Consider the following 12,394-nt stretch of genomic DNA (forward strand, 5'->3'; position numbering starts at 1 on the left):
CCAAACTAAGAAGGTTATTTTATACCTTTGCGCCCATGGAACACGAAACAACTATTTTTGGAATCAGAGCGGTTATAGAGGCTATTAAATCTGGTGAAAACATTGACAAAATCTTTTTACAAAAGGGATTGCGCGGCGATTTGTCTACTGAATTGGAACAGCTTTTACATAAAGAACGATTAAACTTTTCTTATGTGCCTGTTGAAAAACTCAACCGACTGACCACTAAAAACCATCAAGGGGTTGTGGCTCAAATTGCGCCTATCAGTTTCTATCCGTTGGAAGAATTGGTCACCAATGTTATGGAATCAGGCAAGACGCCTTTATTTCTACTTTTGGATCAGATAAGCGATGTCCGTAATTTTGGTGCCATCATCAGAACTGCAGAATGTACCGGGGTTTCTGGAATTATCATTCAGAAAAAAGGTGGCGCTCCCGTTAATGGCGATACTATTAAAACGAGCGCAGGTGCCATTTTCAAGATTCCCATCTGCAAGGTCGATCATATCAAAGATGCTGTGTTTTATATGCAGGCATCAGGTATTAAAGTGATTGCCGCCACTGAAAAAACCGACCAAAATCTTTATGATGTATCCTTTACCGAACCCTGTGCGATTATTATGGGCTCTGAAGGAAAAGGCATTAACCCTTCAATTTTAAAGATTGTAGATGAGAAAGCCAAATTGCCGATTCTGGGCGAGATTGAGTCCTTAAATGTTTCTGTGGCCTGTGGTGCGTTTTTGTATGAGGTGGTGAGACAAAGGATGTGAATTAGGCATGAGGGATTAGGGATTAGGGTTAGAAGATTTTTGATTGAGGATTGACGATTTTTGATTGTTGATTTTGCATTCCTAACTCAACCATTACACATCGAATATGTCCAGACAGGCAAAGGGAACAGATTTCGGCAACAAATAAAACTAAAAATTAATACCATTGTAATCTATTCGATGGGTGTCATTGACCTCATTATTCATTTTTAGGGGTCTTATTATAAATATAATTGACTCTGGGTCCGCTATGTTGCTCATCTTTTTCAATATCATCTTCTTGTACATCCGGTAGGCCGACAATTTCACTTTCATCTTCATTTTCCAATTCTAAATTTTCGATAAAGTTGCCGTTTTCATCAAAATGTTTTAAAAACGGATCGTCCTCTTCATTATATTGTGGTTCCTGCCATACGTACCGTTCTGGTTTGGCAATGGATTTTCTAAAGATAACGGCAAACAGCATTCCTGTGATGAGCCCTCCCAAATGCCCCTCCCATGACATACCGTCCTTTATGGGGAGCACATACCAAATCATACTACCGTATAAAAAGATAATCATGAGTGACAAGGCCACCAATCGGTAATGTTTGGCAAAAATGCCTTTAAAAAAAATAAAACTGACCAAGACGTAAATAAGTCCGCTGGCACCAATATGGTTTGATGGTCTTCCAATAATCCAAGTAATCAATCCTGAAAGGAGAATGCCGTAAAGCAAGACTTTCCAAGCAATGGGCCTGTAAAAATAAAATAAGGCCATGGTGAGTACTACCAACGGAATACTATTGTGATAAATGTGTTCAATATTGGAATGGATGAGTGGACTTAAGACAATACCTCGCAAACCAATCAAACTTTCAGGGACAATACCCCAGGTTTTGATGACCGGAAAAAAGCGCACTTGCAACCAGAACACCACCCAAATAAGCATTAAAAAAAAGATGGGATAGGCTACAACGCCTGTTGAATACCTGAAATGTTGTTGATTGCTCATGGTTAAATTTAAAGGTTTATTATCAAATTCGTATCCATTTGACCGAAATATGAAATATTGTCACATTTCTGCATGAGTGATGGAGCGGTTTGTTTGAAATCCTTTTTGTTTTTTTTTCAAAACAAAAAGATTGAGCCGCGAGAGCACGACTTTTTTGTCCTTCACAAAAAAGGCATGCCCAAAAAAGAGTCATCAAGACACAATGTCTTACAATAGTATATTAGTAAATTAATTATTTCAAAGATATTCATGTAATTTTGCATTATGAATGCACCATTAGCAGAACGTTTACGACCAAAATATTTAAAAGACTATTTGAGTCAATCGCATTTGATTGGCGACAAAGGGGTTTTGACGCAACATATCAAGCAGGGCGTCATCCCGTCCATGATATTTTGGGGACCTCCTGGAACGGGGAAAACGACCTTGGCAAATATTATTGCCAATGAGTCCAATCGTCCGTTTTACAAGCTGAGCGCCATCAACTCTGGAGTCAAGGACATCCGGGAAGTGATTGATAAAGCAAAACAAAGTGGCGGTTTGTTTACAGCTAAAAATCCGTTGTTGTTTATTGACGAGATTCATCGCTTCAGTAAATCACAACAGGATTCGCTGCTGGAAGCGGTTGAAAAAGGTTGGGTCACGCTCATTGGTGCCACGACGGAAAATCCGAGTTTTGAAGTCATTCCCGCCCTTCTCTCACGTGCTCAAGTGTATGTACTGAATTCATTTGACAAGAAAGACCTGGAAGACTTATTGCAACGCGCTATTACCCAAGATGAGATCCTTTCAAAGCGCAATATCCAACTCAAGGAAACCGAGGCATTACTGCGTCTTTCAGGTGGGGACGCTCGAAAGCTTTTGAATATTTTTGAACTGATCATTACTTCTTATGACGATGATGAAAAGATTGTGATTACCAATGACTCGGTGCTTGAGAAAGTCCAAAGCAATACGGTGCGTTACGATAAAACTGGGGAACAGCATTATGATATAATCTCGGCATTCATTAAATCGATTCGCGGTAGTGATCCGAACGCGGCCGTATATTGGTTGGCTCGGATGATTGAAGGTGGTGAGGATGTGAAATTTATTGCAAGGCGTTTGCTCATTTTGGCTAGTGAGGATATTGGCAATGCCAATCCGACCGCATTGGTCATGGCAAATACCACATTTCAGGCCGTTTCTGTAATTGGACATCCAGAATCTCGCATTATACTGAGTCAGTGCGCCACCTATTTAGCCACCTCTCCAAAAAGCAATTCGGCTTATGAAGCTATTGGGAGAGCCCAACAATTGGTGAGGGAGACCGGTGATTTACCGGTGCCTTTATCGATCCGGAATGCCCCAACCAAACTCATGAAAGAATTGGGCTATGGCGATAATTACCAATACGCCCATAGCTACGAAAACAACTTTGTGCCTCAAGAGTTTCTTCCTGATGACATAAAAAACACCAAACTTTACGAGCCCGGAAATAACGCCAGGGAAAACTCGCAGCGTGAATTTTTAAAACAACGTTGGAAGACGAAATATGGGTATTAGAGGGTAGTGGGTAGTGGGTAGTGGGTAATGGGTAATGGGTAGTGGGTAGTGGGTAGTTGGACAAAAGACGATAGAATTGAGATAAAAGACCAAAAGAAATTAGTGATTGAAGATTGAAGATTTTTGAATAACGAATAACGAATAATGGTCAACTCCATTCTGGAACATTCAAAAAGACCATAGAAAATAGACAATAGAAAACAGACGATAGAGATTAAAAAAAGACTCTAGGACATGAGTGAAATTGAGAGGCAATGATAAATGATCTTGATATGTATATAATTAAAACCCCGAGGCAAGAAAAGCACTTCGGGGTTTTTATTTGATAAACAGTCTTAGTTATTTAGTTAAATTTCACATTAAGCGTTTTCATTGAAACACCAGAATCATTAGCTTTTGAAACAATCCAACTGTTGTTCATTTTATAGACAATGGCATCTTGCCCTTTAACGATATACACATCTTCCTTACCTGAAAATACCAGATGATACAGAACTTTAGAAGACGCGTCTGTAATTGTGTAGCCGTTTGCGGCAGGGTTTGCAAATAAGGTTTGGATACTTTCATCAGATTTATTTTCTTTTTTTAAGGTTTCAGCAAGCTCGATTTTAGCCTCTTTCTTAACGGGCTTTTCTTCTTTAACGTCCAAGTCAATCTTTTCTTGGTCCACTACACTATTTTGTTTATCGGCTATGGCTTTCGCATCATCGGCTTCTTTTTGAAGTCGCATTTCTCTTAGCGCCTCCACCTCTTTTTTTAAACGCTCAATTTCTTCTTGAACCTGTAAGTCGTCTGCATTTTGAGAAGGCGAGGTTGTGGTTTTGGCTACGATTTTAGCGCTTGGCTGATAAGAGTAATTTATATTATCAAAACTTTTAAAAGCATCTCTTAGCGCCAAATTATAGACTTTGGCATATTCTTTTTCCCGTGACTCGCCAATTTCTGAAGAGAGCACCACTTTATTGTTACAATCTTTTAGGTGCACCTGCAATTTGGTATTTAAGAATGCTTTGTGTTTTTCAACATCTGCATACAGGCCGAGACAACGGTTATTGTTCAAGTCTTCCGGAAACTCTTCGTCGGCCAACAGTGTTTTAAATCCTTGTTTTTCAAATAAGAACTTGGTCAAGGAGTTTGTTTGATATTGGTCAGGTTCATTTAAAAAGTTATAGGATGTGGGTACGATGACGTATTTATAAGCATTGATATTTTCTTGAGAGAGTCCTTTAAGGTTGAACAAAATCAAAAAGGCGCATAGTGTTAAAATGGATTTCATAGGATACTTGGATATATTAATTTGATTATAAAGATACAATAAAGTTGGAAAAAGCAATCAAGGCTGATAGGCAATTAAAACAAAGATCTTCATTGATAAATACATGAAATTAAATTTTAGATTCAGATCAATCCTTCCCTATTCCATCTTCTTATAAACACCAGTGCCATTAGGATTTAAAGCGATTTAATTGGTCACTAGAGCTACTTTTAAAGCGAACCATACCACTACAGATATTTTTTAAGTTCCGATAAATGTTTGATCTGCTTAATATGCGGTTCAGTTTGGTCATTTCTGTAATTGAAAAATATAGCGTCATACCCAACATTCAGTGCTCCCAAAATATCGGCTTCATAATTATCGCCAATCATGATGCTCTCTTTTGGTTGGGCTTTCGCAATATTGAGTGCAAAATCAAAAATAATAGGATTTGGTTTCTTAACGCCTGCAACTTCAGCATTGGTGATGGTCTTAAAGTAGGAAGTGATTGCGGAAGCATTCATCTTTTTCAACTGTGGCTCTTCAAAACCATTGGTGATGATGTGCAAGTGGTATTTGGGTTGCAAATACTGTAGGAGGTCAAGCGTACCTTCAAATAGATGGCTGAAGCTGGACAAAAACTCTATATAATCCATGGCAAGATTATGGATCAAGGTCTCATCAACAGCAAACCCGATTTCATTAAACGTGTCGCGCAGTCTGCCGTATCGCAATTCAATCTTATCAATCTCGTCATTTCTATAGCGTTTCCAATATCTCAAATTCACTGGTTCGTAAACCTCCAAGAAAGTTTCCAAACTGATTTCGACGTGATGCTTCTTAAATATTTTATCAAAGGTCAACGCCGAATTTTTATCAAAGTCCCAAAGGGTATGATCCAAATCAAAAAAAACGTGTTTAATAGCTTCAATCCTCATGTTCTGACTCTAAAACCATTCTAAACAATTCTCTAAATCCTTTCCATCGGTCCATATCGCTAAACGAATAATTATGAAATATGGGCACAAAGGTGCCATTTACATTTTTCACTTCGCGGATGATACGCAGAAGATCTTCTTTTTTATCCAATAAGGAATGGCGTTTTAACAAGGCATAATCCACACAATGAAACGGATTGATCTGCAATGGTGTTTGCACCTCATAGTCCAGATCATAAAAGTGAAACGGTGTACATGTACCGGCTCTAAACCCCATGTGGTTGATATATCCCATTGTGAAATCTTGCTTAATTTCCAATTCGATCAGATTCCTGTAGGATTCGGGCAAATTGAGTTTGGAGAATGAATGTCTGGAAGCTTCTAAGGGATGGTTAGTGGTAGATTCCAATGTCCGCTTTTCCTTTTTAAGCATTTCTTTATCGTCCAAAGCCAAGAACGACACTTTTAATCCAACCTTACAGTAATCGGCAACGTATTTAATGAGCGATACAAATCGCTTTTTATTGATATTGATATTCTTGTCATAGGTGGAATATTCGCCAATCAAGAAAAATACGATGAACTTATTTGGATTTTGTTTTTGTTTGGTAATAATCCATTTAAACGTATCGTAAGGGTCGCGTTTAAAGCCTGCCAACGATTGAAAACGCCTGTAAAACTGTTTTAATTTTAGACGGAACAGATCGTTGACCGCACCACCGAAGGTTCTCAACAAACCTTTTTCCTTAAAATAATAAGCCACTGGAACGTCAATAACTGGCTGAATATTGTACTTTTTTATAGGAAATTCAAAATCGGGGAATTGTTCCTGCAGAATGGCTTTAAATTTATAGGCCCAAATATCTACCACGGGCTGGTGCAGAAATCCTTCATTGAAGGCCAAACTTTCTGTGGCCAGAAACCGTCCATATTCGTCTTTAACATGCGGCAAATATTCTTCGTACCTGCTCAGCAAATAAAAAGTAGCGGCAAAAATATCAAATGGCATACTACTTTTATCGGATGTGGAAAAAAAGCATTTTGTATGGCCCCAATCCTGAACATGAATATCAAGATCAGAAAGCCCCTGTTCAAATAAAAGCTCATGGCTTCTGATAAAGAGTTCACTACTTAACGGCTGTTTGGTGTAGGAGATCTTCATGCTATCATGTGCAATAAACTCTTCAACAGTTGTTGTAAAACTCACCGGAACATTTAAGACACGCAAACTGATATGCCTAAAGGCATAGGTTAATCTTGGGGTGATTTTATGGGTGTAAACTAGCAGCATTAACGGTTGTAAATTCCAAAATTACAAATTCCAAATTCCAAAATGGTTATTTGCTCCATATTCATGAAGTTAATTATATTTAAAAAAATTATCCAACAGAAAATAATAAAAGGCAAATTTCCAGCTTAAGCTTCTATTCATTAAAATAACTTTCCCAATTGCACTGTTTTTTATAATAGTAACACCTTGGAATATGATGATTTCATATGTCAATTTGGCCTGATTTGCTTAAAATTTGGTGTTTGAGTATTTTATAGTGCTCCTCCCCCGCAAATGCTGCCCGCCTCTACAAAAGTTTCGGGCAAGCGGTGGGGCAGGTTGTTACAGTCTCAGTACCCAGTTTCAGTCGCTGTATTCCCGGTTCCCGTCATCGGTCTTCGGTCATCGGTCTTCGGTCATCCATCATCCGTCTCCTAAAGCATTCCCTCATCGGCAAAACTAAAATAGGCATTTTCGGTAATGATCAAATGATCCAATATCTTAATATCGAGACTCTCGCCTGCATTTTTTAATTTCCGTGTAATTTGCTTGTCGGCTTCACTTGGTTTTAATGTTCCTGATGGATGGTTATGTGCCAAAATTATTCCCACTGCTCCCACTTCGAGTGCCATTTTGAATGCCAATCGGACATCAACCAAGGTTCCTGTAATACCACCTTTACTCAACTGATTTTTCTGAAGCACTTTATTGGAATTGTTCAAATAGATGATCCAAAATTCTTCATGTCCCAGTTCGCCTATCACGGGTTGCATGAGTTCAAAAACCGATTGGCTGGAATCAATCTTATGCTGTTGGAGGGCCTCTTCTCCTCTACGCCGTCTGCCCAATTCTAAGGCGGCAATAATGGTGATGGCCTTTGCTTCTCCAATCCCTTTAAATTCGGTCAGCTGCTTGATTGACAATTTCCCCAACGCACTTAAATTATTATTGGTACTGGCCAAAATACGTTTGCACAGTTCTACGGCACTTTCGTTTCGACTTCCAGAACCTATCAGAATAGCCACCAATTCGGCATCGCTCAAGGCTGCCTTTCCTTTATCTCTTAATTTCTCACGAGGCTGATCGTCCTGAGACCAGTTTTTTATGGAAAATGAAGGTTGTTTTTCTGACATGTTACCCAAATAGATTTTAGATGGTTATAAAGTTAGTATTAATTGCAGAAGCAGTCGATTTTTGGTTATAAAAAATAGTCAATAATTACCAAAGAAAAGATAAAAATTGTAAATTTCAGAACAGATATATTAATTGTTGTAGGATGCAAACGCTATTTGACCAAAAAGTACATCAAGACATATTGACCAGGATTGATCGGCTCACAGAAAACTCTAAGCCTAACTGGGGGGAAATGGATGTAGCACAAATGGTAAAACACTGCCAGATGCCGTTATTGGTGGCAAGTGGCAAGATGGAATTGGAGGAAAAAGTTAGTATTTTTAAAAAAATGGTGTTCAAATTTTATAAACCCATCATGTACAATGACAAACCCTGGCCTGAGAACATTACCACACCCAAAGATTTTAAGGTAACGGATCCGCAGATTTTTGAAATGGAAAGGGACCGACTGAAGATAATCATAAACGAATTCCAAGGTAAAGCCTTAAACATGCATTGGCCCAAGCATCCTTATTTTGGTAGTTTTAGCACTGATCAATGGGGACGTATGCAATACAAACATCTGGACCATCACTTGAGGCAGTTTGGGGTATGAGGCTTTCGAGTGGTGAGTTATTAGTTATGAGTTATGAGTTATGAGTTATGAGTTATGAGTTATGAAGCTTAAAAAAACTCGGACAGAATTCGCAAAATCCGTGTAAAAAAAATCAAATAAATCGTCTTTCTATTGATTATCACCTGTTTCGTCAGTAGATTTGAGCACTCTACAAATATCACTTAATTACTTAAATTGGAGGCACTCATCAAAAAACTATTTTTAAATTCAAGTGATTCCCGTCTTCGCGGGAATTAATGATATGACAAACTACCCACCACGACATCATCAAGACGACAATCATGAGCATATGATTGAGGTTATCAAGACCTATCCGCTGGCTACTCTCATTTCGGTCAAAGAGAACCAACCATTGATTTCGCATTTGCCCTTGATCTATTCTGATGGAAAATTGATTGGACATTTGGACAAATACAATCCGCAAGCAGAATTACTGAAAGACAACCATGATGTTACCGTTATATTTTCAGGTCCACAATGCTATATATCGCCAAGCATTTACAGCACGACACAATTGCCTACCTGGAACTATATTATGGTTCATCTCAAGGGCAAGGTCAAAGAAATTATTGACTCTGCAGCCATCAAGCAATCGATGGTTGACATGACATCTTTTTTAGAAGCCCCTGAGCACAACTACACCTTAGAATTGGATAATCCCAGAATGGCACAGTTTATTAGTTATGTTAGAGGATTTGAAATTGATATTACTCATTGGGAAGGTAAATTCAAGCTTTCACAAGACAAAAAACCAAAGGATATGGTAAGTGCCAGAAATGAATTAATTCGCGCCAATCAGGAAAGTATACAAACCTTATTAGATCAGGTGTTCAAAATTCATTAACCCACGGAATACTCTCGAAGATGCCTGACCATGACGCATAGGTCATCCCAAACCGATAGTGTAATAGTTACCAGATGTTATTCAAAAAATCAATCAACCGCGCACCTACCGTCATAAACCCATAACAATCTGCAAGTTAGCCCAAATGAAAGATTTGTATTATATTTAAATTAATATTTTAGTCTTTTCAATATGCCAACGATTACTCTTTCTTCGCTTGTCCATAAAAACGCTTCTCAAATTGCTATTCATTTTGATTACAATGAAGATTTAAAAAGGTATATCAAAGCCTTTGGAGGTGTAAAATGGAGTAAAACCCATAATGTCTTTTATATAGAGCATACTTCTGAGAATAAGCGTAATTTATTTGATTATTTAAGGAAGCAAAATCACTATATAAATTACAGTGCGCTGCATTCCAGTCCTCAAACACCAGTACAACCAGTTTCAAAATCGAAACCCTCACCACTCGGAAAGCTTAATAAATTCCATTATGATGCGCTCAAAAGTTTTGAAACTTATCTTTTACAGAAGCGATACAGCCATAACACCATAGAAAATTATGTTGGTGTATTGCGCATATTCTTCAGGTTTTATCCCCAAAAAGCCATTCAAGAAATAACCAAAGACGATATCATTTTATTCAATCAAGATTATATTCTAAACAATGGGTATAGCAGGACATTTCAAAACCAAGTTATAAGTGCCATTAAATTATTTTACAATCATCACAGCAACCTCCAGATGGATGTCAGCAGAATTGAGCGCCCAATTAAAGACAAGCGCTTACCTGAAATTCTCTCCCAGGATGAAGTAAAGAAATTACTCACCAATGTAAAAAATGTAAAGCACAAAACCATTTTAAGTTTGGTATATGCCTGCGGATTGCGCATTGGCGAAGCTTTGGCTTTGAAAATGGATGCCATAGACAGTAAACGAGGTTTTATCCATATCAAACATGCCAAAGGTGCCAAAGACCGATTTGTACCTCTAAGCGAAAAAACCTTAGCTTTACTTAGGCACTATTACACTCTATACAAACCTAAGGTTTACCTGTTTGAAGGGAATGAAGGTCAAGCCTATTCTCAAGAAAGTTGCCGGAAGATTTTACGTACGGCGGTTGAAGCCACGTCTATAAAAAAACATGTGACCTTACATACGTTAAGACACAGCTATGCGACCCATCTATTGGAAAGCGGCACTGACCTTAGGTATATTCAGGACATTTTAGGGCACAACAGTCCTAAAACTACCATGATCTATACCCACGTTAGTCAGAGTAGTTTAAAAAACATTAAGAATCCATTTGATGAGATGGGAATATAGATTATATTCGAATATAAAAGCACCAAAAAGTACGCCTATCCCTCCTTTTGGGAGTTTAATAGGTAGGTTTGATGCTCCTATATATAAGTTAGCAAACATATAAACCAAAAATGCGTAAAATCCATTTAATTTTAATTTTGACATTGACTTTAAGTTGTTCTCAAAAACAAACGGACAATCGGATTACGAAATTTGAAAATGTACTCGGAGAACGACAAACAAAAGCTTTGAATTCACTCGTGTTTGACTTTGAAAAGAATTTAAGCAAAATCTATCCAGATTTAACAATTGAGGAAGGTTACAATAAATATTTAATTGACTTAATATCTGACTCAACAACGAATTGGCAAAAATTTGATTTTCAATCAGACAAAACAAATAAGGAATTTCACCAAAGTGGATTATACGACGAAGTTTATGAATACAGTTATTCTCACGAACTTGATTCAAATGATTCAACTAAAATATTAGACGTCAACCAAATTGGAACATATATGCGGGCTCTTTATGCAATTAAAGATTCAGATTCATTAATCAAAGAATACTGGTATAAACGAGAAGGTGCAGGACTGATACAAAATGAATTAATTGTGGATGGAATTTTAAGCTCAAAACCAAATTTCGATGATTATTTCCATAAAAGAATCGTAGTCGTTGAATTTAGCTTCTAATAAAAATACGTTTGCTAACACCGTGTAAAAATAATTGCTTGGTGCTCGCCTACTTGGAAAATCCTGCGGATTTTCCACAGGCTCGGTAAATGTTTACTATTTTAGATGTTTGCCACCGCAACTATTCTTACACATAAACGTTGGCGGTCATTTAAACAAAAACACGAAATATGACAGAAAAGGAATTGAAAGAATATTTTTTCCAGATTGAAGAAACCTTCAATCTCGCTGTGATTTCCAATAATGTGGACAAGATTAAAGAATGTATCACAGAGGATTGGATACTTATCGACAGCCAAGGTGGAATAATACCGAAGGAGCGGTTTTTTCAGGTTGTAGAACAAGGGCTACTTTCCCATTCCACTATGACCAAGGAAATATTAAGGGTAAAACAATACGGAGATATCGCACTTGTAACCGGGCGTGGAAAAAATACAGCGACTTGGCAAGGACAAAATATCGAAGCGGATGAATGGGTAACGGACGTGTATAAAAAGGAAAACGAAAAATGGCTTTGTGTCTTGACCCATTTAACACCTGTAAAAAATAGTTGATGGCGACTTTTGGAACATTAGAAAAAATAATACTGAACTTTCCCGAAGTTACGATTGAACCTCATTTTGAAAAGATATCCTTTCGGATAAAAAAGAAAATATTTGCAACGTTCGATGAGAAAAACAACAAGGTAACGGTCAAATTAACGGAATTCGACCAAGATGATTTTTCATCATTAAGTTCCAGCATCTACCCAGTTGACAATAAATGGGGGAAACAAGGTTGGACATTTATAGAGTTGGGTGGAGTCAATCAGGATTTACTGACCAAAACATTGACTTCGGCATATTGCGAAGTTGCACCAAAAAAATTATCGGAACGGATAAGAAACCAGAAAAAAAAATAAAAACGAACCGCCAATCGAGTAGACGGGTGACGACCTACCGGTCGCCACTGCGCCTCTCACACCACCGTACGTACGGGTCTCGTATACGGCGGTTCGCAAAAAGATGGGTTGAGTTCTAAGTAAACATCGG

Annotated in this window: 13 protein-coding genes; 8 read left to right on the forward strand and 5 right to left on the reverse strand. The window is 37.8% G+C overall.

Features of this window, described 5'->3' with window-relative positions:
- The first annotated feature begins 35 nt into the window (after positions 1 to 35).
- Entirely contained in the window at positions 36 to 770 is a 735-nt protein-coding gene (gene rlmB, locus G6N06_RS14955) for a 23S rRNA (guanosine(2251)-2'-O)-methyltransferase RlmB (protein WP_163517591.1), read from the forward strand.
- A gap of 199 nt (positions 771 to 969) precedes the next feature.
- Here the strand turns inward: rlmB and G6N06_RS14960 are convergent, their stop codons facing one another.
- Entirely contained in the window at positions 970 to 1,764 is a 795-nt protein-coding gene (locus G6N06_RS14960; protein WP_163517592.1) for a rhomboid family intramembrane serine protease, read from the reverse strand.
- A 264-nt stretch (positions 1,765 to 2,028) separates the two neighbouring features.
- On the opposite strand from G6N06_RS14960, the gene G6N06_RS14965 reads away from it, so the two are divergent.
- Positions 2,029 to 3,309 carry a replication-associated recombination protein A gene (locus G6N06_RS14965; RefSeq protein ID WP_163517593.1) on the forward strand — a complete coding sequence of 427 codons (1,281 nt, stop codon included), beginning with the start codon at positions 2,029 to 2,031 and terminating at the stop codon, positions 3,307 to 3,309.
- Positions 3,310 to 3,652: 343 nt separating this feature from the next.
- Here the strand turns inward: G6N06_RS14965 and G6N06_RS14970 are convergent, their stop codons facing one another.
- The 4 genes from G6N06_RS14970 to radC form a co-directional block, all read right to left on the reverse strand.
- Entirely contained in the window at positions 3,653 to 4,585 is a 933-nt protein-coding gene (locus G6N06_RS14970; protein WP_163517594.1) for a hypothetical protein, read from the reverse strand.
- Between the two features lie 227 nt (positions 4,586 to 4,812).
- Positions 4,813 to 5,502, reverse strand: coding sequence for a YjjG family noncanonical pyrimidine nucleotidase (locus G6N06_RS14975; protein ID WP_163517595.1), 690 nt, complete (start codon positions 5,500 to 5,502; stop codon positions 4,813 to 4,815).
- The gene (locus G6N06_RS14980; RefSeq protein WP_163517596.1) at positions 5,492 to 6,793 is read right to left on the reverse strand and encodes a polysaccharide deacetylase family protein; all 1,302 of its coding nucleotides are present in this window, start codon (positions 6,791 to 6,793) and stop codon (positions 5,492 to 5,494) included. Before G6N06_RS14980 ends, G6N06_RS14975 begins: the two co-directional genes overlap by 11 nt.
- A gap of 413 nt (positions 6,794 to 7,206) precedes the next feature.
- A complete protein-coding gene (gene radC / locus G6N06_RS14985) occupies positions 7,207 to 7,905 on the reverse strand; it encodes a RadC family protein (protein ID WP_163517597.1) in 699 nt (232 codons plus the stop codon).
- A gap of 143 nt (positions 7,906 to 8,048) precedes the next feature.
- Here radC and G6N06_RS14990 point away from each other — a divergent pair, with 143 nt between their 5' ends.
- The 6 genes from G6N06_RS14990 to G6N06_RS15015 all read left to right on the forward strand — a co-directional run bounded on the left by G6N06_RS14990 (position 8,049) and on the right by G6N06_RS15015 (position 12,264).
- Positions 8,049 to 8,501: a DUF1569 domain-containing protein gene (locus G6N06_RS14990; protein ID WP_163517598.1), complete on the forward strand. Its 453-nt coding sequence runs from the start codon at positions 8,049 to 8,051 to the stop codon at positions 8,499 to 8,501.
- A gap of 262 nt (positions 8,502 to 8,763) precedes the next feature.
- Positions 8,764 to 9,366 carry an FMN-binding negative transcriptional regulator gene (locus tag G6N06_RS14995; protein ID WP_163517599.1) on the forward strand — a complete coding sequence of 201 codons (603 nt, stop codon included), beginning with the start codon at positions 8,764 to 8,766 and terminating at the stop codon, positions 9,364 to 9,366.
- Positions 9,367 to 9,558: 192 nt separating this feature from the next.
- Positions 9,559 to 10,692, forward strand: a complete 1,134-nt coding sequence (locus G6N06_RS15000) for a tyrosine-type recombinase/integrase (protein WP_163517600.1) — start codon at positions 9,559 to 9,561, stop codon at positions 10,690 to 10,692.
- A 110-nt stretch (positions 10,693 to 10,802) separates the two neighbouring features.
- Complete coding sequence (locus tag G6N06_RS15005) at positions 10,803 to 11,363, forward strand: hypothetical protein (protein WP_163517601.1); 561 nt, start codon at positions 10,803 to 10,805, stop codon at positions 11,361 to 11,363.
- Positions 11,364 to 11,533: 170 nt separating this feature from the next.
- Positions 11,534 to 11,917: a nuclear transport factor 2 family protein gene (locus G6N06_RS15010; RefSeq protein WP_163517602.1), complete on the forward strand. Its 384-nt coding sequence runs from the start codon at positions 11,534 to 11,536 to the stop codon at positions 11,915 to 11,917.
- Positions 11,917 to 12,264, forward strand: coding sequence for an MmcQ/YjbR family DNA-binding protein (locus tag G6N06_RS15015; RefSeq protein ID WP_163517603.1), 348 nt, complete (start codon positions 11,917 to 11,919; stop codon positions 12,262 to 12,264). The genes G6N06_RS15010 and G6N06_RS15015 overlap by 1 nt, the downstream gene beginning before the upstream one ends.
- Positions 12,265 to 12,394: the final 130 nt, after the last annotated feature.

The sequence above is a fragment of the Gelidibacter japonicus genome (genome assembly GCF_010725055.1).
GTDB lineage: Bacteria > Bacteroidota > Bacteroidia > Flavobacteriales > Flavobacteriaceae > Gelidibacter > Gelidibacter japonicus.

Bases quoted from the DNA above. Each gene is read 5' to 3' on its own strand.
- rlmB (WP_163517591.1), top strand. From the start codon at position 36: ATGGAACACGAAACAACTATTTTTGGAATCAGAGCGGTTATAGAGGCT.
- G6N06_RS14960 (WP_163517592.1), bottom strand. From the start codon at position 1,764: ATGAGCAATCAACAACATTTCAGGTATTCAACAGGCGTTGTAGCCTAT.
- G6N06_RS14965 (WP_163517593.1), top strand. From the start codon at position 2,029: ATGAATGCACCATTAGCAGAACGTTTACGACCAAAATATTTAAAAGAC.
- G6N06_RS14970 (WP_163517594.1), bottom strand. From the start codon at position 4,585: ATGAAATCCATTTTAACACTATGCGCCTTTTTGATTTTGTTCAACCTT.
- G6N06_RS14975 (WP_163517595.1), bottom strand. From the start codon at position 5,502: ATGAGGATTGAAGCTATTAAACACGTTTTTTTTGATTTGGATCATACC.
- G6N06_RS14980 (WP_163517596.1), bottom strand. From the start codon at position 6,793: ATGCTGCTAGTTTACACCCATAAAATCACCCCAAGATTAACCTATGCC.
- radC (WP_163517597.1), bottom strand. From the start codon at position 7,905: ATGTCAGAAAAACAACCTTCATTTTCCATAAAAAACTGGTCTCAGGAC.
- G6N06_RS14990 (WP_163517598.1), top strand. From the start codon at position 8,049: ATGCAAACGCTATTTGACCAAAAAGTACATCAAGACATATTGACCAGG.
- G6N06_RS14995 (WP_163517599.1), top strand. From the start codon at position 8,764: ATGACAAACTACCCACCACGACATCATCAAGACGACAATCATGAGCAT.
- G6N06_RS15000 (WP_163517600.1), top strand. From the start codon at position 9,559: ATGCCAACGATTACTCTTTCTTCGCTTGTCCATAAAAACGCTTCTCAA.
- G6N06_RS15005 (WP_163517601.1), top strand. From the start codon at position 10,803: ATGCGTAAAATCCATTTAATTTTAATTTTGACATTGACTTTAAGTTGT.
- G6N06_RS15010 (WP_163517602.1), top strand. From the start codon at position 11,534: ATGACAGAAAAGGAATTGAAAGAATATTTTTTCCAGATTGAAGAAACC.
- G6N06_RS15015 (WP_163517603.1), top strand. From the start codon at position 11,917: ATGGCGACTTTTGGAACATTAGAAAAAATAATACTGAACTTTCCCGAA.